The sequence below is a fragment of the Streptomyces sp. NPDC003456 genome, assembly GCF_042878735.1.
Taxonomy (GTDB): domain Bacteria; phylum Actinomycetota; class Actinomycetes; order Streptomycetales; family Streptomycetaceae; genus Streptomyces.
In genome coordinates this window covers 128,502-151,373 of sequence record NZ_JBIAOK010000007.1, presented here as the reverse complement: position 1 = coordinate 151,373, position 22,872 = coordinate 128,502, and the positions used below count along the sequence as shown (strand labels likewise).

Here is a 22,872-nt window from a genome sequence, read left to right as displayed (position 1 = left end):
CCAGCAGCGCGCTTGGTTGTACGGCTGGTGAAAAATTTGTGCGGGAGTTTTCACCGGCCGGTCCGCCTCAGTCGAACCACCGGTCACGGGCCAGTTCCCGGGTGCGGGACGGGTCCTCCAGGAGGGCCGCCACCTCGAAGCGGCGCGGCCACTGGCCCGCCGCCCAGGCGAGGCCCGCGGCGACGCCCTCCAACGTGGCCGCGTGCAGCACACCGTCGTCGGTCAGCCGCCAGTCGATCTCCACACCGTCCACGACGAGCTCCTCGTGCTCGACGTAGGAGCCCGGGGTCCGCGCCCCGAGCAGCGTCCGCACCGGCTCGGGCACCTCGTGCCCGGTGCCCTCGGAGGTGATCTCCCCGGTGACGGACTCGCTGAGCCTGCGCACCTGGAACAGTTCCGCCAGCTCCGCGGCCCGGGCCGGACGCACGGGCAGCAGGGGCACGCCCTCGGTGAACGGCAGCAGGTCGGGCGAGTCGCACACCACCGCGTCGGCCGCGTCCACGACCTCCACCCGGCCGTCGACGACCGCGCGCAGATCGTCCGGGAGGGTCACCTGGTCCGGATCCAGGTCGGCCAGCGCGCCGTACAGGGCGTGCAGTTGCGCGGCCGTCACCTCCCGGTCGGGGTCGGCCAGCCGGTCGAGCAGTTCGGCGGCGCCGCCGGGCTCGTCCAGCAGCGCGGCGACGGACGTCCGCACGCCCAGCGCCCGCAGCACCTGCTCGTCTTCAAAACCGGTGGCGTCGGCCTCGTCGTACAGGCCGCGCAGCAGCGGGTCGCCGCCGGCGGAGCGCAGGCCGGCCGGGCGCCGGCCGTCCAGCACCGGGTTCCCGCGCAGCCACCAGGCGGTGTACGGCCGGACGACCTCGTGCGTCCCGTCGTGCAGCAGGATCCGCACCGGCTGCACGAGGGCGTCCCGCAGCGGCGGCCGGGACAGCAGGGCCAGCGCCTGCGGCCACTTGTCCTCGTCGACCAGGTCCAGGTCCCGTACGGCGACGATCTCGGTCGCGACCGGCGGCACGGGGCTGTCGGGGAACCGGTCGAGGACGTCCTCGCACCACACGTCGACGGCGTCCAGCAGTCCCGGGTCGTCCGGCTCCGCGTAGTCGCCCTCGCGGGGTTCCAGTTCGTCCGGGTCCAGGACGACGTCGGTGGCCCGTACCAGCGCGAAGTCCACCAGCACCCCGCACGCGGCCAGCGGCTGCTCGCCCCAGCGGGACGCCAGCTCCGCGTCCACGAAGGCCAGTTCCCCCGCCCGCATGACCTGGGCGAACGGCCCGCCGGGGTGGACCAGCTCGCAGGCCGGGGCCGGTTCGCCGTCCTCGTCGGGCAGGGCGAGCGCGCCGAGCCAGGGCTCCTCCCCGGGCTCCAGGCCGGCGTCCCGGACCAGGCCGAGCACGGTGTCGGCCAGTTCCTCGGCGTCGAGGGCGTCGTCCTCCCAGTTCATCCCGCCCTCGTCGTCCAGGGAGGCGGCGACGGCGGCCCTCACCTGCGGGGTGGTGAGCACGGCCCGCGGGGTGGCGGGCAGGGCGCCCAGCTTCTCCAGGATCGGATGGACGGCGTCCGGGTGGGCGACCTTCAGCCCCAGCCGGGCCAGGACCTCCGGGTCGATCCGGGCGGTCTCCGGCCCGGGCAGCAGCACCTGCCGCGGCCCGATCGTCGTCCGCCCCGCCCGGGCACCGGACGCCTCGGGGTCGCCCCCGGCCAGCGGCACCGGCAGCCCGGACAACCGGTCCGGGTCGACCCCGGCGAGGCTGTCGTACAGCCGCCGCCACCAGCCCGGCTCCTTCTCCAGCCCGGCCAGCCGGTCGATCGCGTCGGTCAGCGGGATCCGGGCGACACCGAGGGTGCGCAGCTCGGCCCGGCGTTCGAGCCCGGCGGGCAGCAGGGTGGGCAGCACCTCGGCGAGGACGCGTACGGCCTCGGCGCCCGCCCCCTCGACGACCTCGGCGTCCCGCGGCCGCAGCGACTCCGGCAGGTCGTCGCCCTCCCGGGGAGGCAGCGCGGGCGGGAGGAACGCGGTGCGCGGCAGCCGCCGGAGCACGGCGTGGCGCAGGGCGCCGTCCAGTTCCCCCTTGCCGAGCGGGCCGGGCACCAGGTCGATGATGCCGGTGGTGACCGGCCGCCAGGCGGCGAGGAGCTCGGCGTAGGCGTCGGCGGCGCGCTCGACCAGGAAGTCGGTCAGCGGGCCGGGGGCTGCGTGGCGGCGCGTGGAGTCCAGCGGGAACGAGGCGATGAGCAGGGCCGGGACCCCGAGCGGCTCGTCGCTGGGCGTGGGGGCGTGCACCACGGGGCTGGTGCGCGGCCGGGCGGGGCCGCCCTCGCGGTCGACGGGCACGGCCCAGGTGACCGACCAGTGCGGGCGCAGCCGTTCTTCCACGGGCCGGTCGGCGAGCAGGCCCGGGTCGAGGGGGCCGTGGGCGGCGGCGATGCGCCAGTGGGTGACGCCGTCGCGGGAGTCGTCGACGACGGTGAAGGGCCCGTCGGTGCGGCGGACGAGGGTGCGCGGGGCCTCGTCGCCGATCTCGACGACGACCTCCTCGAGCCCGGGCAGGGCGAGGAGCAGCGCGTCGTCGACGGACCGCAGCAGCCGCTCGGCGAGATCGGCGGCGGCCGCGTCGCGCAGCGGCAGGATGACGGCCGTGTCGTACGGGGCGGGGGCGGTGCCCTCGGCGGCGAACGGCAGCCGCAGCAGCGGGACGTGGCCGTCACGCCGGCGGACCTCGTCCCCCAGGCCGGGGCTGTGCCGGGCGGTGTCGGCGGCCAGGTCCCTGGCCTCGGCGAGCGACCAGCGCACCCCGCCGTGCCGGCCGACGACGGCGGGCTCGTCGGTGACGGACAGCACGGCCGCGAACCCCACGCCGAAGCGTCCGACCGAGGGCGTGTCGCGCTTGGCGGACGCCCGCAGCGTGGACAGCGACTCCACACCGGCCGCGTCCAGCGGAGCGCCGGTGTTGGCGGCGACGAGCACCCCGTCGCGCAGCGTCAGCCGCAGCCGCCCGGCGGCTCCCGAACGGGCCGCGGCGTCGGCGGCGTTCTGGGCGAGTTCGACGACGAGCCGGTCCCGGTAGCCGCCCAGGACCAGGTCCTCCTCGGCGTTGGCGTCCTCGCGGAACCGGGCCGGGCTGGTGGCCCAGGCGTCGAGGACCCCGCGACGCAGCCGGGCCGTGCCGAAGGGGTCGGCACCCTCGGCGGCGGGGCGCACGAACTTGCTGCTCACGTTGACTCTCCTCATCGGCCCTGATCGGCGTGAGGTCGAAGGTACCGCTCCCCGAGGGGGCGGCGAGACGGCGGTGAGCGGGGCGGGCCCGGTGCGTCGGGTGGTCAGGACCCGGAGGCGTACGGCACGAACGCCGCCCACGTGTCCGGGGCGACGGTGATGCGGGGGCCCTCGGTGTTCTTGGAGTCGCGGACGTGGACGGTGCCGGGGGTGAGGGCGAGTTCGACGCAGGAGTTGCCGTCGTTGCCACCGCTGTGACTGCTCTTGAACCATGCCAGCTCGGAAGCGTCCCCGGCGATGGTCTTGCGCATCATGTTTCTCCCAGCAGTTCTTCGATGAAGGCCGTTGACTCGCGTGGAGAGAGTGCCTGAGCCCGGATCGTGCCATACCTCAGTTCCAGGATGCGCAGCTGCCTCGGATCGGAGGTGGGCCGCCCGTTGAAGGCTCCGTCGGAGCGCCCCACCGCCGTGCCGTCCGCGAACTTCATCAGTTCGATCCTGCCGTCCAGCCCGGAGTGGGTGTCACAGTTCATCGGCATCACTTGAAGCACGGCGTTGTGCAACCGCCCCACCTCCAACAAGCGTTCGAGCTGCCGACGCCAGGCCATCCTCCCCCCGATGGGGCGGCGCAGAACCCCCTCTTCCAGGACGAAGCTGAGGGCGGGGGCCGGGTCACGCTCGAACACCGCCTGCCGCGCCAGGCGGGCGGCCACCATGCGTTCCACGTCGTCCGGCGAGTACGGAGGCTGTGCGGCTCCGATCACCGCTCGCGCGTGCTCCGGTGTCTGCAGCAACCCGGCGACGATGTTGCACTCGTACAACCCGATCTCGACCGCAAGCGCCTCCAACTTCCCCAGCTCGCGCACCTTCTTGGGATACCGAACCTTCTTCACGTCCTCCCAGGCCGCCGCGATGAGTCCGCCCGCGCCCAGGATCTCGTCCGCCTTGTCCAGGAACTCCTGGCGGGGGATCCGCTTGCCGCCCTCGATCTTGTAGACCATGTCCTCGCCGTAGCCGACCACCCGGCCGAACTCGGCGGCCCGCATCCCCGCCGCCTCACGCCGCAGCTTCAGCTGCCGCCCGACGGTGGTGATGACCGCGACGCCCCACTCGTCGTCCGGGTCCACCTCCCAACCCGGCTCGTCCGCCTCGCTCTTGAGCCGACCCGCCCCCGCCTCGACCGCCGTCATGCCGCACCTCTCCCTCGGACGAACACCGGACAGTGACCATAGAGGCACGCGGGGTGACCTCGCGCGGTTCGCGGATCACCCCTCTCCGGAACCCGCGTTCCAGGGCTCCGGTGCCGTCGGCGCCTTCCAGGGAAAGAACGCGGGGAGAAAGCACCCCACCGAGCCCCGCCCTTTCCCTCCCGGGGCGCACGCTCACTCGGGCGGGTGAACATCACCGGCTGAGCTGGATTTTCGGTCCCCCGGCACCTCTACGCTCAGCGCACACAACCGAAAAAGACTTCGGCCCCCGCCGGGACGGCAATCCCAGTGCGAGGGCCTGACCACCAAGGAAGAAAGACCCTTCCCGATGGATACCCAAAACCCTAGCGCGCCCTCGCGCGCCCGGTCAGCCGCCGACCGCAATTCGACCCGTTCGCGTCACCGCACGGGCGGCGTCGTCCACGAGAACACCCGCCACACCACCCGCTTCGTGGTGATCGGCAACCACCTCACCCAGCACGAGGAGTTGTCGCTCCTGGCGATCGGGCTGGGCTGCCACATCCAGTCGCTGCCCGCCGGCACGCCCGTGGACATCAAGAGCCTGGCCGCCCGGTTCACGGAGGGCACCACCCGGATCGCCGCGGCCCTGCGCGAACTGGAAGCCCACGGCTACCTCCGCCGCGAACGCGTCCGCACCCCCACCGGCCGCATCGTCACCCGCACCGTCTCCTGCAACCAGCCGGGCCACCGGCGGGAGCCGGCCGACTCGGACTGCCCCGACCCGCGCCCCCGGCCGGAACCGGCGCGCGGGCCCCGCCCCCGCAAGGCCCTGCCCGGCGTCCCCCGGCCGACCCGAGCCGCGGCCACCGCGCTCCACCAGCAGGCCGCCGAGCTCCTCACCGGCCTGCGCCGGTACGACCCGCGCCTCCTGCTCTCCGCGACGGACACCGCCCATCTGGCCCCCGGCGTCGCCGCCTGGCTGGAGCGCGACGTCGCACCCGCGGCCGTACGCCACGCCCTGACCACCGGTCTCCCCGACGGTCCGCTGCGCCGCCCCGCGGCCCTCCTCGCGCACCGCCTCACGGCCGGGCTGCCCGCCCCGCCCCCGTACGGCGTCCCGGTCTCCCCGCCCGCGCCGCGTCACCCGCTGCGCTGCTGCGAGAGCTGCGACCGCGCCTTCCGCGCCCCGGCGACCGAGAGCCACTGCCGCGACTGCCGGACGCACGCACCCACGTGAGGAGGCCGGCGGCACCACCGCCGGCCTCCCGGGCTCGCTAGGAGTGTCCGAGGTCGGCCGAGGTCTCGTCCTCCGTGACCGGCACCGAACCGGAGTCCGGGGCCGGGCGGAGCGGGAAGGGGTCGACGCGGGTCTCGTCGACGACCGGCGCGGCCGGCTGCGGCGGACGCGGCATGACGGCGGCCTCGGAGTGGCCGCCGCAGCCGTAGGCGAGGGAGACCAGCCGCCCGTCGGCCGGGGAGAACTCGTTGGCGCAGACGCCGAAGGCCTGGCCGAGGGAGCCGCCGATCGGCACCAGGAAGCCGCAGCTGACACAGGAGGCCGGGGCCGACTGGGCCATGGGGGTCTTGGCGCCGAACGCCTCCTCCCAGCGGTCGGCCGCGGTGTGCAGCCCGTAGCGGGACAGCACCCGGGCGCGTCGCATGCCCAGTTCCTCCGCGACGGCCGCGATGGAACCGCGCGAGGGGGTGAGCGGGAGGCGGGCGGGTGCGTCCCCGGTGACGTCGGCGTCCTCCGCCTCCACCAGGTCGGCCATCTCGTGGGAGACCGCGGAGTTGGGCGGCGGCTCGTCCTCGCCCGAGTAGCCGGGCTCCAGGCGCAGGTCGTCGGCGTCCGTGGGGAGCAGGTCGCCCGGGCCCATGTCGCCCGGCCTGAGCCGCTCGCTCCACGGCACCCACTCGGGGGCCAGCACCGCGTCCGGTCCGGGCAGCAGGACCGCCTCGTCCACGGTGACGATCTTGGCGCGGGAGGCCCGGGCCACCGTCACGGCCCAGCGCCAGCCCCGGTAGCCCAGTTCACGGCACTCGAAGAAGTGCGTGACAACGCGGTCCCCCTCGGAGACCGTCCCCGCGTGTTCGCCGACGACGCCCGGCGCGGCGGCCTCCTCGGCGGCGGCGCGGGCGAGGTCGACGGCCTCGGCGCACAGACGGTCAGGGGTGCGGCTTCGCGTTGTCGCTGCGCTCACAGGTATCGCTTCTCTCCATACGCCGTCTCACGAGTGCGCCACTCCCGGCGCGGGGACGGACGGAGCGGACCGGGGGACCGCGTCGACGTCCTTCATCCATTTTGCGGGATGGCTGAGATACGCACGCTACCCTTCCGCCCCACTTCGCGTACACCGACGGTCCTGTTCCCCGTCGGACCGGTCATCGGCGATCGCCCCCGGACAGTCACCCCAGAGGCCCTATACAAGCGGTAATGGCACTAGCCACAGCCTTATCGGGGCACTATGACGACGTGGCAGCCGCGAAGACGCCCCAGGGCGCCACCGGGACCGGTGGGTCGAAAGGGGTCAAGGGAACCAGCCGACCGTACGCACCGGGCCGTCGGGGCGGCCCCTTCCGCGCGTTCGGGCGCGCCTTGCGCTTCCCCGTGACCGGGACCGCCCGCGGTATCCGCAAGGCCACCCACGCGCACGGCGCCGGCGAGTCCGGCCTCGGCAAGCTGATCGAGCTGCACGGGGTGAACGGCGCCGGCGACGTCATGATCACCGTCGCGCTCGCCTCGACCGTGTTCTTCTCGGTGCCGACCGACGAGGCCCGCGGGCGCGTCGCGCTCTACCTCGCCATCACCATGGCGCCCTTCACGCTGCTCGCCCCGGTCATCGGCCCCCTCCTGGACCGCATCCCGCACGGCCGCCGCGCCGCGATGGCCGGTGCGATGTTCGCCCGGGCGCTGCTGGCGATCGTGCTGTCCGGCGCCGTGGTCAGCGGCAGCCTGGAGCTGTACCCGGCGGCGCTCGGCGTCCTCGTCGCCTCGAAGGCGTACGGCGTGGTCAGAAGCGCCGTGGTGCCCCGGCTGCTGCCGCCGCGCTTCTCCCTGGTGAAGGCGAACTCGCGGGTCACCCTGGGCGGCCTGCTCGCCACCGGCATCGCCGCCCCCATCGGCGCGGGGCTCCAGCAGATCGGCCCGCGCTGGCCCCTGTACGGCGCCTTCCTGATCTTCATCGCCGGAACGTTCCTGTCGTTCACGCTGCCGTCGAAGGTCGACTCCGCCAAGGGCGAGGACCGCGCCCTGCTGGCGGCGGACGAAGAGCACCTGCACGGGCCGCACCGCCGGCCGGTCAAGCGTCCCGGACTGCGCACGGTCGGCCCGGCCGTCACCCACGCCCTGGCCATGAACGCCTCCATCCGCTGCCTCACCGGGTTCCTGATCTTCTTCCTCGCGTTCCTGCTGCGCGAGCACCCGATCTCCGGCCAGAGCGCCGCGGTGTCCCTGGCGACCGTGGGCGTCGCCGCGGGCGTGGGGAACGCGCTCGGCACGGCCGTCGGGGCGTGGCTGCGCTCCCGGGCGCCGGAGATCATCATCGTGACGGTCGTGGCGTGCGTGCTGGGCGCGGTGATCACGGCCGCGGTGTTCTTCGGGGCGATCCTCGTCGCCGTGCTGGCCGCGATCGCGGGGTTCGCTCAGGCGCTGGCCAAGCTGTCGCTGGACGCGCTGATCCAGCGGGACGTCCCCGAACTGGTCCGCACCTCGGCCTTCGCCCGCTCCGAGACGCTGCTGCAGATGTCCTGGGTGCTGGGCGGGGCGATCGGCATCGTCATGCCGCTCAACGGCACGGCGGGCCTGGCGGTGGGCGCCGCGATCGTCGGCATCGGCTGGCTGGCGACCGTCCGGGGCCTGATCGACTCGGCCCGACGCGGCGGCACGGGCCGGGCCCGGGTGGCCTAGCAGCCGATCCGGTGGGCGCGCGGTCCGTACGTGCGGCGCGGGTGACCCGGCCGGTCCCGGACGGCGCGGTGCCGGGCGCGCCGGACCCCGCGTGGGTGGTGCGGGCGGCGGGCCCGATAGCCTTCGCCCATGAACACGTTGCAATCCGCTGTGCGACGCCGCCGCGCCGTCGCCGCCGCCGGCGTCGTATCCGCCGGACTGCTCGTCCTGTCGGCCTGTGACAAGCCGACGTCGATGGCCACGCTGACCGTGGGCAGCGACTCGGTGAGCTCCGAGGCCACCTGCGGCGGTGAGGGCGAGGCCCTGAAGACCTCCGCGCTCACCCAGTGCCTGAAGGACAAGGGCATCAAGAGCATCTCCGTCGACCCGGACGAGACGGTCCGCTTCGGCGTCGACCCGGAGATCGCCGACGAGGGCTGGACGATCCTGATGAACGGTCAGCCGCTGACCGAGGCCAGCAAGAAGACCTACCGCACGATCCCGGGCAGCGTGTTCTTCAACGCCCAGTACGGCGCGCAGGGCAACTCGACGCTCGTGTCCATCAAGGCCGGCGAGAAGGACACCCAGGGCCTCTGGAACTTCAAGCTCAAGAAGGACGCCTGATCGCTGCCGGTGAGCCCCGCCGGGTGCTGGTCGCCACCGCCGTCCCCGTGGAGCGGGACGCGGTGGCCGCGGGCCTTCGCGGCGCCACCGGCACGGACGTGATCGCCGCCGGGGTCGGGCCCGCGCTCGCCGCGGCCTCCACCGCCTCGGCCCTCACCGCGGCCGCCCTGCGCGGCACGCCCTACGGCCTGGTCGTCTCCGCCGGGATCGGCGGTGGCTTCCTGCCCGCGGCACCGGTCGGCTCGCTCGTGATCGCCGACGAGATCGTCGCGGCCGACCTGGGGGCGCAGACCGAGGACGGGTTCCTGTCGGTCACCGAGCTCGGCTTCGGCACCGTCCGGCACGAGCCGCCCGCCCCTCTCGTGCGCCGGGCCGCCGAGGCCACCGGCGCCCCGGCCGGGGCCGTACTGACCGTGTCGACCGTGACCGGCACCGCCGCCCGGGCCGCCGCTCTGAAGGAGCGGCACCCCACCGCCCTCGCCGAGGCGATGGAGGGCTTCGGCGTCGCCGAGGCCGCCGCCACGCAGGACGTGGCCGTGCTGGAGGTCCGGGCGGTCTCCAATCCCGTCGGACCGCGCGACCGCGCCGCCTGGCGGATCCCCGACGCCCTGGCGGCCCTCACCGAGGCGTTCGGGAAGCTCGCGCCCGTACTGGAGAGTTGGAACCGGCATGACCGCTGAGCAGCTGCACATCGCGTACTCCCCCTGCCCGAACGACACCTTCGTCTTCGACGCCCTGGCCCACGGCCGCGTCCCCGGCGCCCCCGCCCTGGACGTGACCTTCGCCGACATCGACCTCACCAACGGCATGGCCGAGCGCGGCGAGTACGACGTGCTGAAGGTGTCGTACGCCGTGCTGCCCTACGTGCTGGACGACTACGCCCTGCTGCCCTGCGGGGGCGCGCTGGGACGGGGCTGCGGGCCGCTGGTGCTGACGCGGGAGGCGGACGTCGACCTCACCGGGCGGACCGTCGCCGTGCCGAGTGAGACGTCCACCGCGTACCTGCTGTTCCGGCTGTGGGCGGCGGAGACGCTGGAGGGCGGGGTCGGCGAGATCGTCGTCATGCCGTTCCACGAGATCATGCCGGCCGTGCGGGACGGGAAGGTCGACGCGGGGCTCGTGATCCACGAGGCGCGCTTCACCTACCGCACCTACGGGCTGCACAAGCTCGCCGACATGGGCGAGCACTGGGAGCGGACCACCGGGCTGCCGATCCCGCTCGGCGCGATCATCGCCAGGCGGTCGCTGGGCGAGGAGAGGCTGCGCCGGCTCGCGGACGCGGTCCGGGCGTCCGTGCGGGCCGCCTGGGACGACCCCGAGGCGTCCCGGCCGTACGTCATGGAGCACGCCCAGGAGATGGACCCGGCCGTGGCCGACCAGCACATCGGGCTGTACGTCAACGAGTTCACCGCCGACCTCGGCGAGGACGGCTACGCGGCCGTGCGCGGGCTGCTGACCCGCGCGGCGGCCGAGGGGCTCGTCCCGCCCCTCGGCCCGGACGCGCTGCGGTTTCCCTGAGCCCGGGCTGCCGGGCCCGGCTCTCCGGCTCCGGTCAGGCGGGGCTCAGACGTCCAGCTGGTCGGCGACCGCCCGCAGCAGGCCGGCGATCTTCTTGCCGGCGGTCTTCTCGGGGTAGCGGCCCCGCTCCAGCATGGGGGTGATGTTCTCCAGGAGCGTGGTCAGGTCCTGGACGATGGAGGCCAGCTCGTCGGGCTTCTTGCGGGTCGCCGCCGCGACGGACGGGGTCGGGTCCAGGATCGTCAGCGACAGCGCCTGGTCGCCGCGCTGTCCGGCCACGACGCCGAACTCCACGCGCTGGCCCGGCTTGAGCGTCTCGACTCCGGCGGGGAGGACCGAGGAATGGACGAAGACGTCACCGCCGTCGTCGCGGGAGAGAAAGCCGAAGCCCTTCTCACTGTTGAACCACTTGACCTTGCCGGTGGGCACGTCTGTCCTCGTCCTCGTACTCGTCGGAAAACTGCTTCTGAAACGGCTCTGGATAGCACTCGGGCGGGTCGTACGACCCGCCGGTACCAAGGCTAATGCTCTTGCAGCCGGTGACAAGACGTCACCCGGCTGTTCCCTCGCGCTGGGAACTACCCTGGTCGGGTGCGTGACAAAACCCAAACGAATTCCGCCGCTCCCGGTGACCGCCTGGTCCGTGCCGGAGCCGTCGTCTTCTTCCTCGGTGCCCTGGCCACTCTGGTCACCGTCGCCCCGTTGTTCCTCGGGACGACGCCCTTTCCGACGTACATGTTCGGATTGAGCATGCTCATGGCCGTCGGTTTCCTGCTGGCCGGGGCGGGAGTGCTGCGTTCCGTGGCGGCCGGACGGCGTCAGGCGCGTTCGGGGCGGTAGTCCGAGATCCACCGCGGGAACGCGGTCAGGTCGCCGAGCACCACGTCCGCGCCCGCGGCGCGCAGTTCCTCCGGGGAGCAGGGGCCGGTGGCCACCGCGACCGAGAGCGCGCCGGCCGTGCGGGCCCCGCGGACGTCCCCGACGTGGTCGCCGACGTAGACACCCGCCCCGTGCTCGCGCAGGGCCAGCGCCTTCTGCTCGGCCCACAGGTCGCCGATGACCGCGTCGGGCTCGATGCCCAGGTGGGCGAGGTGCAGCTTGGCGTTGGGCTCGTACTTGGCGGTCACGACGATCGCCCGTCCCCCGGCCTCGCGCACGGCGGCCATGGCCTCGCGGGCGCCGGGCAGCGCGGGGGTCGCCTCGACGGCGTACGCCGGGTACATCTCCCGGTACAGGTCCGCCACCGCCGGCACCTCCTCGGCCGGGAACCAGTTGATCAGCTCCTCGGCCAGGGGCGGTCCGAGCCGGGTGACCGCCAGGTCGGCGTCGATGTGCACGCCCGTCCGCTCCGACAGCGCCAGGTAGCAGGCGCGGATGCCGGGGCGGGAGTCGATGAGGGTCATGTCGAGGTCGAAGCCGACGGTGAGTGCGGGCGCGGTGGAGGAAGCCATATGGGCCATTGTGCCCGGGCGCTGCGGACACCGGCCGCCGCCCTGTGGACACCGACCGCCACCCTGTGGACACCGGCCGCCACCCTGGGGCCGGGGCCGAACGTCCGGAAACGGGCGGCGGGTGCGCCGCGGTCCGTCATCGGCGGCGCTGCGAGCGCCAGACCAGGAACAGGGCCGAGGTGACGGCCGCCGCCCGGACCACCCACGGCCAGGTCTCGGCCACCGCGTCGTTCAGGTGTCCCTCGGCGACGGGGTCGCCCCAGCGGCCGTTCATCCGGCCCCAGAGCCAGACCAGTCCGCCGGCCACGCACAGGCCCGGCAGGACGGCGACCGTCCACTTGGTCTCCGCCGGGGTGAGCCGGCGCGAGGCGTACGCCAGGAGCCAGCCGAGCAGCAGGACGAACCAGTTGCCGAGCACCGCGCCCGCCACCAGCAGTCCGGCCGCGACCAGCAGGAACGGGTTGTTCCACCCTGCGGAGGGCAGGCTCGGGAAGCGGCGGCGGCCGCCGGTCTCCCCGGCCGCCGGAGCCGTCTCGACCGCCGGGGCGGCCTCCGCGCCCGCCGGCCCGCCCGGCGCCCCCTGCTCCGGCTTCTCCGGCTTCTCCGGCTTGCGCGGCGGCGGCGGCTTGAGCAGGTCGGGCAGTTCCACCCCACCCACGAACCCCGGCACCTCGTCGCCGACGCCGAAGGGGCTGCCGTCCACGCGCCACCAGTCCGGCTCGACCGCGGTGTCGCCGAGTTCGTGCGCCGCGGCCAGGTGCGGCGGGGCCGCTCCCTCGGCGGCGGCCGGGCGGTCCTCCTCGCCGGCCCGGGCCTGGCGGGGACGCGGCACGACGCGCCGGACCCCCCTGGGCCGCTCGCCCCGCCCCTGCGGCTCGCGTTCGCGCTGCACAGGCACGGCGGCGGGTGCGGTGTCCGGCGCGGCCCCGGCCGGTCCGGCGCCGCTGCCGTCGGACGCCGCCGCCACGACCTCGTCGGGGCTGCCCAGCCGGGTCAGGATCCGGCGCACGGCGGCGGGTGAGTCGACGGTGGCCTTCGCGCGGCGCCGGTCGATCTCGTTGCGCAGATCCGCGACCAGGCGCATCCGGGTGGCCGAGGACAACTGCTGCTGCTGGGCCACGTCGCCGACGCGGCTCAGATACTCGTAAACGACCTGGTCGCTCTCAATCCCCACGAAGTCCCCTCCGGGGCGCATCCGTTGCCTGACGCCGTCGGACGACGGTACCGCGCGGGGCGGCGGGGCGGCCAAAAGCCCGTCCGCCGTCCGGGAGCGGGGCCGCGCACGGTCGGCCCGGGCGCCGCGGGCGACCCGCTACCGTGGACCGGATGAGCACCGAGGACACGCCTTCGGCCCCCCGCTCCCTCGCCGAAGCGCTCCGCGCGCGGGACGACGCTTCGCTCGGCGCGCTCCTGCGCAGCCGCCCGGACCTCATCACGCCCGTCCCCACCGACCTGACGCAGCTCGTGACGCGGGCGGGCACGCGCGCCTCGGTCGTACGGGCCCTGGAGCGGCTGGACCGGTTCGCGCTGCAGACGGCGGAGGCGCTGGCGGTGGCGGCGGACCCGGCGGAGTACGGAGAACTGCTCGGGCTCATGGCCGGGGACGACGCCGACCCGGCCGTCGTCGCGGCCCTGCCGCACGCCCTGGACGTACTGCGCGAGCAGGCCCTGGTGTGGGGCGGCGACGACCGGCTGCGGCTGGTCCGCACCGCGCGTGAACTGCTGTCGCCCTCGCCGCAGCACCCCTCGCCGACCGGACTGGGCCCGACGGTGCGGGAGGCCACCTCCGGGATGTCCCCCGGGCGGATCCAGGAGATCGTCACGGCCGCCGGACTGCCCTCCACCCACGACGCGGTCTCCGCCGTGACCGCGCTGGCGGCGTTGTTCGGGGACCGCGAGCGGATGGCCGCGCTGCTCGACGGGGCCCCGGCCGAGTCGCTGGAGGTGCTGGAGCGGCTGGTGTGGGGGCCGCCGTACGGGCAGGTCACGGCTGATCCGGCGCCGCGGCTGCGCTGGCTGCTGGACCGCGGGCTGCTGCTGCCGACCGCGCCCGGCACGGTCGTCCTGCCGCGCGAGGTCGCCCTGCACCTGCGGCGCGGGCGCGCGCACCGCACGCCCGAGCCGGTGCCGCCGCCCGTCGAGGCCGCCGCCGCGCACCGTCCACAGGTTGTGGACAGCACCGCGGCCGGGCAGGCGTACACCGCTCTCGCCACCGTCGAGGAGCTGCTGAAGGACTGGGACGAGGGCGGCCCCGCGGTGCTGCGGGCCGGCGGCCTGAGCGTGCGCGACCTGAAGCGGACCGCGGTCGCGCTGGACGTGCCCGAGCCGGTCGCCGCGTTCTGGGTGGAACTGGCGTACGCCGCGGGCCTGATCGCCTCCGACGGGGAGGCCGACGAGCGGTACGCGGCGACCCCCGCCTGGGACGAGTGGCGCGAGCAGCCCGCCGCCGAGCGCTGGGCGCGGCTGGTCACGGCCTGGCTCGCGGCGACCCGCACGCCGGGGCTGGTGGGCGGGCGCGACGCCAAGGACCGGACGCTGTCCGCGCTCGGGCCGGGGCTGGACCGTTCGGCCGCGCCCGAGGTGCGGCACCGGGTGCTGGCGCTGCTGGCCGGGCTGCCCGAGGGGGCCGCGTCGGCCGCCGCGTCGGTGCTCGCCCGGCTGCGCTGGGAGCGGCCCCTGCGCGGCGACCGGCACGAGGGCGATCTGCGCGGGCGGCTCGCCGAGTGGACGCTGTCCGAGGCGGAGCTGCTGGGTGTCACGGGCCGGGGCGCCCTGTCGGGACACGGCCGGGCCCTGCTCGGCCTGCCGCCCGCCCCGGCGCGGCAGACCGGGGCGGAGCCCTCCGGACCCGGCGACAAGCTGCCCGTCCACCATCACCACCGGCCCGCTCCGCCCACCCCCTTGCCCCCGGCCGAGCAGGCCGTCGCCTCCGCCGCCGCGGCCCGGCTGCTGGCCCCGCTGCTGCCGGAGCCGCTGGACCACGTCCTGCTGCAGGCGGACCTGACGGCGGTCGCGCCCGGGCCCCTGGAACGGCCGCTGGCCGACATGCTCGGGGTGCTCGCGGACGTCGAGTCCAAGGGCGGGGCCACCGTCTACCGGTTCACCCCCGGCTCGGTGCGCCGGGCCCTGGACGCCGGGCAGAGCGCCTCCGACCTGCACGCCTTCCTCGCCGCGCACGCGCGCACGCCGGTGCCGCAGCCGCTCGCCTACCTGATCGACGACGTGGCCCGCAGACACGGGCACCTGCGCGTCGGCGCGGCGTCGTCGTACGTGCGCTGCGACGACGAGGCGGTGCTCAACGAGATCCTGGCCGACAAGCGGGCGACCGCTCTCGGACTGCGCCGGCTCGCCCCGACCGTGCTGGCCGCGCAGGCCGACCCGGCGGGGCTGCTGGAGGGGCTGCGGTCGATGGGCTTCGCGCCGGCCGCGGAGTCCGCCGAGGGCGATGTGCTGATCACCCGCGCGCTCGCCCACCGCACCCCGCCCCGCAGCGCCCCGGACCCGGTCCCCGACGGTCCGCCGGTGCCCGACGACACCCTCCTGTCGGCCGCGTTGCGCGCGATCCGGGCCGGTGACCTCGCCTCCACCGCTCCGCGCAAGCCGGGCACGGCCCCGGCGGCCGACGGCGCGCTGCCGCGCACCGACTCCGCCGAGACCCTGGCCACCATGCAGGCCGCCGTCCTCACCGGTGAGGCGCTGTGGATCGGTTACGTCAACGCCGAGGGGGCCGCCAGCCAGCGCCTGATCGCCCCGATCCGGGTGGAGGGCGGTTTCGTCACGGCCTACGACCACACCGCCGACGAGGTCCGCACCTATCCGCTGCACCGGATCACCGGGGTCGCGGAGCTCGCCGACGACGCCGGCTGAGGCGCCGCCCCCTTCTTCACCCCTTCGGGTGCACACCGGCGTCCATGCACGCCACGCCGGGGGTGTCCCACCCTCGGGCGACCTTGCCGGGCGTGCCGCATCAGGCGCCGGGCCCGGGGGCAGCCACCGGGTGTCCTGATGCGGTCCGGTCCCCGGAGGGGTCCGGACCGGTGCCACTCGAAAGGAAGTCCCCATGCGTGCTGCCCGCCGGATCGCCGCCGTCCTGGCCACCGCCGTGCTGATGACGTTCGGCTCGCTGGCCACTCCGGCCGCCGCGGTGAGCATCGACATCGCCGGCCTCGTCCTGGAGACGCCGCAGATCTGATCCGTCCCGGCGCACCGCCGGGCCGGCCGCGGTGTCCCCGGGCCGGGCCGCGGGCGCGCCGTTCCCGACCACCGGCAGGGAAAGGTCCCGTCGTCGCCATGCGTGAGAAGTTCGCCCTGCGCGAGAAGTTCGCCCTGTGTGGGAAGTTCGCCTTGTGCGGGAAGTTCGCCGCCGTCGTCCTGTCCGGCGCCGCCCTGCTGGGCGCTGCCGGGCCCGCCGCCGCCGCGGGGCCCGGGCTGCCGCTGCCCCTGCCGGTCGCCGGGGTGGAGTCCCTGATCACCGAGGGGGTGAGTGTCGAGGGCCCGCTGGTGAACAACGTCAGTCTGCCCACGCTGAAGTAGCGCCCCGCGTCCGGTAGCTGTCGCCGTCGAGGCGCACGATCTCGGCGTGGTGGGCGAGCCGGTCGGCCAGCGCCGGGGCGCACGGGCCGAGGACCTCGTCCCAGCGGCCGAGGGGGCGGTCGCCGGTGACGATCAGCGAGGCGCGTTCGTAGCGGTGGGCGACCAGCCGGAACAGCAGGGCCGCGGCCGCCGCGTCGAGCGGTGCGTAGCCGACCTCGTCGACGATCAGGAGGGGGTGATCGTCGAGGGCGGTCAGCTCCGCGTCGAGCCGGCCGGCGGCCCGGGCCGCCGCCAGCCGGGCGGCCCAGTCGGCGGCGGTCGCGAACCGCACGGAGTGCCCGGCCCGGCAGGCCCGCACGCCGAGGGCGATGGCGAGGTGGGTCTTGCCCGTGCCGGGTGGCCCGACGAAGACCACGTTGCGCCGGGCGGCGACGAAGTCGGCCTTGCCGAGCCGGGCGAGGGTGTCCCGGTCCAGGCCGCGGGGGTGCCGTTCGTCGAAGTCCTCCAGCAGTTTCCGGGCGGGGAACCCGGCGGCCCGGACCAGCTCCTCGGCGTCGAAGCCGGGACCGTCGTGCGCGTACTCCACCGGTCCGGCCCGGCGTGGGGCCGGCAGCGGGGCGGCCGGACCGCCGGGCGTCCGCTGCCCGGCGTGCGCCGCGAGGTCGTCGGCCCGCTGCTGCGGGCGGTGCCCGGCGGGCCGCTCCGCCGGTGTGGGTCCGGGCGCCCCGGCCGGTTCGCCGTGGGGGCGGGCGGGGTGGGCGCGGTCGGCGTGCGCGGCCATCGGTCCCGACATGTACGCGAGGATCGCCGCCGAGACGATGAACGCCATGTGGATCACCGTGCCCCACAGCAGGGCGTGGCGGGAGGTGTGGTGGACGTCCACGAACATCTGCAGGAGGTGGACCGAGGAGATCCCGACGATCGCCGTGGCGAGCTTGACCTTGAGGACGTTGGAGTTGACGTGCGAGAGCCATTCCGGCTGGTCGCGGTGGCCCTGCAGGCCGATGCGCGAGACGAACGTCTCGTAGCCGCCGACGATCACCATGATCAGCAGGTTGGCGATCATGACCACGTCGACCAGCTTGAGCACGGCCAGCATGACGAACGTCTCCGACGCGTGCCCGCCCAGGCACATGCGGATCAAGGTCCACAGCTCCTTGAAGAACTTGTAGACGTAGACGCCCTGGGCCGCCACGAGCCCGAAGTAGAGCGGGGCCTGGAGCCAGCGCGTGGCGAACAGGGCGTATCCGAGCGTGGTGGTCGGCGGATTCTGCACGGTCCGCATTCTTGGGGGCCGGGGAGGAAAAACTGAATTCACATCACACGTCGGGATGAAAAGGCATCCTGTACGACCGGTCGCACGGATCACAGCACGTGACGCGGTGGATCAGGCACACTGGACGTTTGGCCGAGGCGTCGAGCTGTCGAGCCGTCCGAGTCCTCCGGCCGCAGAAAGGGTGCCGCGCGTGAATGGTCCGCTGATCGTCCAGTCCGACAAGACCCTGCTCCTGGAAGTCGACCACGAGCAGGCCGACGACTGCCGTCGGGCCATCGCCCCGTTCGCCGAACTGGAACGGGCGCCCGAGCACATCCACACCTACCGGGTGACCCCGCTGGGTCTGTGGAACGCGCGCGCGGCCGGCCACGACGCCGAGCAGGTCGTGGACGCGCTGGTGCAGTACAGCCGCTACCCGGTGCCGCACGCGCTGCTGGTGGACATCGCCGAGACGATGGACCGCTACGGCCGCCTCACCCTCTCCAAGCACCCGGCGCACGGACTGGTCCTGACGACCACCGACCGTCCGGTGCTGGAGGAGGTCCTGAAGTCCAAGCGGATCACCCCGCTGGTCGGGGCCCGGATCGACCCGGACACGGTCGCGGTGCACCCCTCCGAGCGCGGGCAGATCAAGCAGACGCTGCTGAAGCTGGGCTGGCCGGCGGAGGACCTCGCCGGGTACGTCGACGGCGAGGCGCACCCGATCGGGCTGGCCGAGGACGGCTGGGCGCTGCGCCCCTACCAGAAGCAGGCCGTGGAGAACTTCTGGCACGGCGGTTCGGGCGTCGTCGTCCTGCCCTGCGGCGCCGGGAAGACGCTGGTCGGCGCGGGTGCCATGGCCGAGGCGAAGTCGACCACGCTGATCCTCGTCACCAACACCGTCTCCGCGCGGCAGTGGAAGCACGAGCTGGTGAAGCGGACCTCGCTGACCGAGGAGGAGATCGGCGAGTACAGCGGGACCCGGAAGGAGATCCGGCCCGTCACGATCGCCACCTACCAGGTGCTGACGACCCGGCGGAAGGGCGTCTACCCGCACCTGGAGCTGTTCGACTCCCGGGACTGGGGGCTGATCGTCTACGACGAGGTGCACCTGCTGCCCGCGCCGGTCTTCAAGTTCACCGCCGACCTCCAGGCCCGCCGCCGGCTCGGGCTGACCGCGACCCTGGTCCGCGAGGACGGCCGGGAGTCGGACGTGTTCTCCCTGATCGGTCCCAAGCGGTTCGACGCGCCGTGGAAGGAGATCGAGGCGCAGGGCTACATCGCGCCCGCCGACTGCGTCGAGGTCCGCGTCAATCTCACCGACTCCGAGCGGCTCGCGTACGCCACGGCCGAGGCCGAGGAGAAGTACCGCTTCTGTGCGACGACCGCGACCAAGCGGAAGGTCACGGAGGCGATCGTCCGCCGCTTCGCCGGGCAGCAGATCCTGGTCATCGGACAGTACATCGACCAGCTCGACGAACTGGGCGAGCACCTCGGGGCGCCCGTGATCAAGGGCGAGACGTCCAACGCGCAGCGGGAGAAGCTCTTCGACGCCTTCCGTGAGGGCGAGATCAGCGTGCTCGTGGTGTCCAAGGTCGCGAACTTCTCGATCGACCTGCCGGAGGCGACGGTCGCGATCCAGGTGTCGGGCACCTTCGGCTCCCGGCAGGAGGAGGCCCAGCGCCTCGGCCGGGTGCTGCGGCCCAAGTCGGACGGCCACCAGGCGCACTTCTACTCCGTGGTCGCCCGCGACACCATCGACCAGGACTTCGCGGCCCACCGCCAGCGCTTCCTGGCGGAGCAGGGCTACGCGTACCGGATCATGGACGCGGACGAGCTGCTGACGGAGAGCTGAGGCCCGGGTCCGCTCACCGGTGGCGGCGGACCACGCCGACCTCCTCTCCGTACTGGCCGAGGACGATCACGTCGAAGGCGGCGCCCGCGAAGACCTTCACGGCGCGCAGGGCGTCGCCGAGACGGTGGCGGTGGCTGCCCGTCACGGCGGTGGCGCCGGGCGGACGGCCCGGTGCCGGGGCGGGGTGGATGGTTGCTGCGCTCATGTCTCCATGGTGCGTTTCGACCCATAAGGCCCGCGTCGGTCTCGGGACGGAACCTCCCGGCCGTCCGCGTCCACCCGTGGACCGACCCGTCCCCCGAGGAGGAGGGGCCCACCCCGGGCCCGTCCCCTAGGGGACGGAGAAAACCGTTCGCGGACGGCAGGCCCGCTCCTCTAGGATCTCCGCTCTTGCCCGCCTCCCCCACGGAGCGCCGCCGCCCGGACGGAAACCGGCCGGCATCTCACCGCCCTTCTCCCCGCAGGTCCCTCCGGAGGCACCCCCTTGTCCACGCCCGTCGACGACCCGCTCTCCCGCGAGCGCTCGCACCTCGCCGCGTCCCGTTCCGCCCTGCGCGCCATGCGCGAGGACGTCGAGGCCCTCGACATCACCGACGTCACCGCGAACTGGGTCAACGCCGAGGTGCTGGCCCGCCAGATCGAGGAGCGCATCAAGTCCCTGGCCGACCTCAGCGACACCCCGCTGTTCTTCGGCCGGCTCGACTACCTGCACGCCCCGGGCGGCGACCGGGCCGAGGGGGCCGAGGGCGAGCGCTTCTACATCGGGCGGCGGCACGTGCACGACCACGACGGCGACCCCATGGTCATCGACTGGCGCGCACCCGTCTCGCAGCCGTTCTACCGGGCGTCCAAGAAGGACCCGATGGACGTCGCGCTGCGCCGCCGCTTCGGCTACACCCGCGGCGACATCACGGCGTACGAGGACGAGCACCTCTCCGACCCGGCCGAGGCGGCCCGGACCAGCAAGCTGCTCCAGCAGGAGATCGAGCGGCCGCGCGTCGGCCCGATGCGGGACATCGTCGCGACGATCCAGCCCGAGCAGGACGAGATCGTCCGGTCCGGGCTCGCCGGCTCGGTGTGCGTGCAGGGCGGCCCGGGCACCGGGAAGACCGCCGTGGGCCTGCACCGGGTCGCCTACCTGCTGTACGCGCACCGCGAGCGCCTGGCCCGCACCGGCACGCTGGTCATCGGGCCCAACCGGTCCTTCCTGCACTACATCGAGCAGGTGCTGCCCGCCCTCGGCGAGCTGACCGTGCGGCAGGCCACGGTCGAGGACCTGGTGGCCCACGTCGAGATCACGGGCACGGACGAGGCGGCGGCCGCGCTCGTCAAGGGCGACGCCCGTATGGCCGAGGTGCTGCGCCGGGCCCTGTACTCCCACGTCACGATGCCCACCGAGCCGGTCGTGGTGGTGCGCGGCTCCCGCCGCTGGCGGGTACCGGCGTACGAACTGCAGGAGACCGTCGGCGAGTTGCTCGCCCGGGACATCCGGTACGGCGCCGCCCGGGAGGCCCTGCCGCAGCGCATCGCGCACGCCGTGCTGGTGCAGATGGAGCGCGCGGGCGAGGCCCCGGACGACCGGGTGCAGGACGCGGTGGCCCGCAACAGCGCGGTGAAGGCGGCCGTGAAGGCGATCTGGCCGGCCGTCGACCCGGCGAAACTGGTGCTGCGGCTGCTGTCGGACGCGGAGTTCCTCGCCGCGCACGCGCAGGGCGTCCTGGACGGGGACGAGCAGAAGGCGGTCCTGTGGGCCCGGCCCGCGCGCGGTGTGAAGTCGGCCCGGTGGTCGGCCGCCGACGCCGTCCTGGTCGACGAGGCGACCGACCTGATCCAGCGCACGCACTCCCTCGGGCACGTCGTCCTGGACGAGGCGCAGGATCTCTCCCCCATGCAGTACCGGGCGGTCGGCCGCCGCTGCACCACCGGCAGCGCCACCGTCCTCGGGGACCTGGCGCAGGGCACCACGCCCTGGGCGACCCGCAGCTGGCAGGAGGCGCTGGCCCACCTCGGCAAGCCCGACGCGGTGATCGAGGAGCTGACGGCCGGTTTCCGCGTGCCGACGGACGTCATCACCTACGCCTCCCGGCTGCTGCCGGACATCGCCCCCGGCCTCACCCCGGTGGTGTCGATCCGTGAGAACCCCGGCCACTTCGAGATCCGGCCGGTGTCCGGCGCGGCGGACGTGGTCGACGCCTGCCGGGACGCGCTGCGGCACGAGGGCTCGACGGGCCTGATCGCGGCGGACGCCCGGATCCCGGAACTCGCCGAGGCCCTGGAGCAGGCCGGGATCGCCTGCCTCGGCCCCGGCGAGGAGACCACCCGGGAGACCCGCCTCACCCTGGTCCCGGCGTCCCTCGCCAAGGGCCTGGAGTACGACCACGTCGTCCTGGACGAGCCGCGCGCGGTGATCGACGGCGAACCGGACGAGCGGACGGGCCTGCGCCGGCTGTACGTGGCCCTCACCCGAGCGGTGTCGGGCCTGACGGTCACGCACACGGCACCCCTGCCCCCGCAGCTGGCCTAGGGCGCGGGCGCCGCCAGCGGAGCGGGGGCCGCGGGCGGGGCGGGGGCCGCGGGTGGGGCGGGGGCCGCGGGTGGGGCGGGGGCCGCCTGACGGGTGCCGTCCACCGCGGCCCGCCACGCGGCCACCGCCCGCGCCGACACCGGCTCGTCCCAGCCGCCCGGGCGGGCCGCGCCACCGATGTGGAAGCCGTCGACCCCGGCCTCGCGCAGCACCGGCACGTGGTCGAGCCGCAGCCCGCCGCCCACCAGCAACTGCTGCTCGTAGCCAGGCTCACCGGCCCGTCCGGCCTCCGCCAGCAGCACGGGCAGCCCGCCGTCGACGCCGTCCGCCGACCCGGCCGTCAGATAGGTGTCCAGACCGGGCAGCCCGTCCAGCTGCTTGCGCAGGGCGTCCCGGTCGGCGGCCCGGTCGATGGCCCGGTGGAAGGTCCAGGGGCAACCGTCCAGCGCGGCGACCACCCGCTCCACGGCCGGCAGGTCCACCGCGCCCCCCGCGTCGAGGAAGCCCAGAACGAACTCCTGCGCCCCGGCCTGCCGCAGCTCCGCGGCGGTCCCGGCCAGCCGGTCGACGTCCCCCGCGGCGAACCCGTCCGCGAGACGGACCATCACCCGCAGGGAGATGTCGACCGCACGCCGGATCGCGGCGACGGTGGCGGGCGACGGGGTGAGTCCGTCGGCCGCCATGTCGGTGACCAGCTCGAGGCGGTCCGCGCCTCCCTCCTGGGCGGCGACCGCGTCCTCGACCCCGAGGGCGATCACCTCCAGGACTGCACGCTTGCTCATGGGGCCCCTTCGTCGGCATGGCGTCGGCGTTCGATGACAGGTCTAGTCCAATCAAAGAC

General features: G+C 74.5%; 21 protein-coding genes. 11 read left to right on the top strand and 10 right to left on the bottom strand.

The features are described from left to right. Positions 1 to 67: 67 nt before the first annotated feature. The 3 genes from ACFYWG_RS28120 to ACFYWG_RS28110 form a co-directional block, all read right to left on the bottom strand. A complete protein-coding gene (locus ACFYWG_RS28120; RefSeq protein WP_389204063.1) occupies positions 68 to 3,232 on the bottom strand; it encodes a sacsin N-terminal ATP-binding-like domain-containing protein in 3,165 nt (1,054 codons plus the stop codon). Between the two features lie 89 nt (positions 3,233 to 3,321). After that, positions 3,322 to 3,531: a DUF397 domain-containing protein gene (locus ACFYWG_RS28115; protein ID WP_383503258.1), complete on the bottom strand. Its 210-nt coding sequence runs from the start codon at positions 3,529 to 3,531 to the stop codon at positions 3,322 to 3,324. Beyond that, the gene (locus ACFYWG_RS28110) at positions 3,528 to 4,406 is read right to left on the bottom strand and encodes a helix-turn-helix domain-containing protein (RefSeq protein ID WP_383503256.1); all 879 of its coding nucleotides are present in this window, start codon (positions 4,404 to 4,406) and stop codon (positions 3,528 to 3,530) included. The genes ACFYWG_RS28115 and ACFYWG_RS28110 overlap by 4 nt, the downstream gene beginning before the upstream one ends. 346 nt (positions 4,407 to 4,752) lie before the next feature. On the opposite strand from ACFYWG_RS28110, the gene ACFYWG_RS28105 reads away from it, so the two are divergent. Then, positions 4,753 to 5,622 (top strand): helix-turn-helix domain-containing protein, encoded by an 870-nt coding sequence (locus tag ACFYWG_RS28105; RefSeq protein ID WP_389204062.1) that lies wholly within the window; start codon positions 4,753 to 4,755, stop codon positions 5,620 to 5,622. 37 nt (positions 5,623 to 5,659) lie between these two features. Here the strand turns inward: ACFYWG_RS28105 and ACFYWG_RS28100 are convergent, their stop codons facing one another. Next, positions 5,660 to 6,586, bottom strand: a complete 927-nt coding sequence (locus ACFYWG_RS28100; RefSeq protein WP_376326982.1) for a DUF3027 domain-containing protein — start codon at positions 6,584 to 6,586, stop codon at positions 5,660 to 5,662. A gap of 272 nt (positions 6,587 to 6,858) precedes the next feature. Between ACFYWG_RS28100 and ACFYWG_RS28095 the strand changes: the two genes are divergently transcribed. From ACFYWG_RS28095 to ACFYWG_RS28080, 4 genes are all read left to right on the top strand, one after another. Continuing rightward, a complete protein-coding gene (locus tag ACFYWG_RS28095) occupies positions 6,859 to 8,292 on the top strand; it encodes an MFS transporter (RefSeq protein WP_376326984.1) in 1,434 nt (477 codons plus the stop codon). Between the two features lie 129 nt (positions 8,293 to 8,421). Then, positions 8,422 to 8,895: a DUF2771 domain-containing protein gene (locus ACFYWG_RS28090; protein WP_376326986.1), complete on the top strand. Its 474-nt coding sequence runs from the start codon at positions 8,422 to 8,424 to the stop codon at positions 8,893 to 8,895. Between the two features lie 23 nt (positions 8,896 to 8,918). Next, positions 8,919 to 9,575 carry a futalosine hydrolase gene (locus tag ACFYWG_RS28085; RefSeq protein WP_389204061.1) on the top strand — a complete coding sequence of 219 codons (657 nt, stop codon included), beginning with the start codon at positions 8,919 to 8,921 and terminating at the stop codon, positions 9,573 to 9,575. Then, complete coding sequence (locus ACFYWG_RS28080) at positions 9,565 to 10,413, top strand: 1,4-dihydroxy-6-naphthoate synthase (protein ID WP_389204060.1); 849 nt, start codon at positions 9,565 to 9,567, stop codon at positions 10,411 to 10,413. The genes ACFYWG_RS28085 and ACFYWG_RS28080 overlap by 11 nt, the downstream gene beginning before the upstream one ends. A 45-nt stretch (positions 10,414 to 10,458) precedes the next feature. Here ACFYWG_RS28080 and ACFYWG_RS28075 read toward each other — a convergent pair whose 3' ends face one another. Continuing rightward, entirely contained in the window at positions 10,459 to 10,842 is a 384-nt protein-coding gene (locus ACFYWG_RS28075; protein WP_010035896.1) for a cold-shock protein, read from the bottom strand. A gap of 162 nt (positions 10,843 to 11,004) precedes the next feature. On the opposite strand from ACFYWG_RS28075, the gene ACFYWG_RS28070 reads away from it, so the two are divergent. Next, positions 11,005 to 11,253, top strand: coding sequence for a hypothetical protein (locus tag ACFYWG_RS28070; protein WP_376326991.1), 249 nt, complete (start codon positions 11,005 to 11,007; stop codon positions 11,251 to 11,253). On the opposite strand, the gene ACFYWG_RS28065 is transcribed toward ACFYWG_RS28070, so the two are convergent. Both ACFYWG_RS28065 and ACFYWG_RS28060 read right to left on the bottom strand, forming a co-directional pair. Beyond that, positions 11,232 to 11,864 carry an HAD family hydrolase gene (locus tag ACFYWG_RS28065; protein WP_389204059.1) on the bottom strand — a complete coding sequence of 211 codons (633 nt, stop codon included), beginning with the start codon at positions 11,862 to 11,864 and terminating at the stop codon, positions 11,232 to 11,234. The two genes, ACFYWG_RS28070 and ACFYWG_RS28065, sit on opposite strands and share 22 nt — an antisense overlap. Before the next feature lie 136 nt (positions 11,865 to 12,000). After that, positions 12,001 to 13,038, bottom strand: a complete 1,038-nt coding sequence (locus ACFYWG_RS28060) for a hypothetical protein (protein WP_389204058.1) — start codon at positions 13,036 to 13,038, stop codon at positions 12,001 to 12,003. A 152-nt stretch (positions 13,039 to 13,190) separates the two neighbouring features. Here ACFYWG_RS28060 and ACFYWG_RS28055 point away from each other — a divergent pair, with 152 nt between their 5' ends. The 3 genes from ACFYWG_RS28055 (at position 13,191) to ACFYWG_RS28045 (ending at position 16,397) form a co-directional block, all read left to right on the top strand. Next, a complete protein-coding gene (locus ACFYWG_RS28055) occupies positions 13,191 to 15,731 on the top strand; it encodes a helicase-associated domain-containing protein (protein ID WP_389204057.1) in 2,541 nt (846 codons plus the stop codon). 193 nt (positions 15,732 to 15,924) lie between these two features. Next, positions 15,925 to 16,056, top strand: a complete 132-nt coding sequence (locus tag ACFYWG_RS28050; protein WP_333935328.1) for a hypothetical protein — start codon at positions 15,925 to 15,927, stop codon at positions 16,054 to 16,056. 98 nt (positions 16,057 to 16,154) lie between these two features. Continuing rightward, positions 16,155 to 16,397, top strand: a complete 243-nt coding sequence (locus ACFYWG_RS28045; protein ID WP_389204056.1) for a hypothetical protein — start codon at positions 16,155 to 16,157, stop codon at positions 16,395 to 16,397. On the opposite strand, the gene istB is transcribed toward ACFYWG_RS28045, so the two are convergent. Further along, positions 16,375 to 17,682, bottom strand: a complete 1,308-nt coding sequence (istB, locus tag ACFYWG_RS28040) for an IS21-like element helper ATPase IstB (RefSeq protein WP_389204055.1) — start codon at positions 17,680 to 17,682, stop codon at positions 16,375 to 16,377. The genes ACFYWG_RS28045 and istB overlap by 23 nt on opposite strands. A 181-nt stretch (positions 17,683 to 17,863) precedes the next feature. Here istB and ACFYWG_RS28035 point away from each other — a divergent pair, with 181 nt between their 5' ends. Then, positions 17,864 to 19,507 (top strand): DNA repair helicase XPB, encoded by a 1,644-nt coding sequence (locus tag ACFYWG_RS28035; protein ID WP_376327000.1) that lies wholly within the window; start codon positions 17,864 to 17,866, stop codon positions 19,505 to 19,507. A gap of 13 nt (positions 19,508 to 19,520) precedes the next feature. Here the strand turns inward: ACFYWG_RS28035 and ACFYWG_RS28030 are convergent, their stop codons facing one another. Further along, complete coding sequence (locus tag ACFYWG_RS28030) at positions 19,521 to 19,712, bottom strand: hypothetical protein (protein ID WP_376327001.1); 192 nt, start codon at positions 19,710 to 19,712, stop codon at positions 19,521 to 19,523. 279 nt (positions 19,713 to 19,991) lie between these two features. Between ACFYWG_RS28030 and ACFYWG_RS28025 the strand changes: the two genes are divergently transcribed. Continuing rightward, positions 19,992 to 22,031 (top strand): HelD family protein, encoded by a 2,040-nt coding sequence (locus ACFYWG_RS28025; RefSeq protein WP_383503233.1) that lies wholly within the window; start codon positions 19,992 to 19,994, stop codon positions 22,029 to 22,031. Here ACFYWG_RS28025 and ACFYWG_RS28020 read toward each other — a convergent pair. Beyond that, positions 22,028 to 22,813, bottom strand: coding sequence for a copper homeostasis protein CutC (locus ACFYWG_RS28020; protein WP_389204053.1), 786 nt, complete (start codon positions 22,811 to 22,813; stop codon positions 22,028 to 22,030). The genes ACFYWG_RS28025 and ACFYWG_RS28020 overlap by 4 nt on opposite strands. Positions 22,814 to 22,872 lie beyond the last annotated feature (59 nt).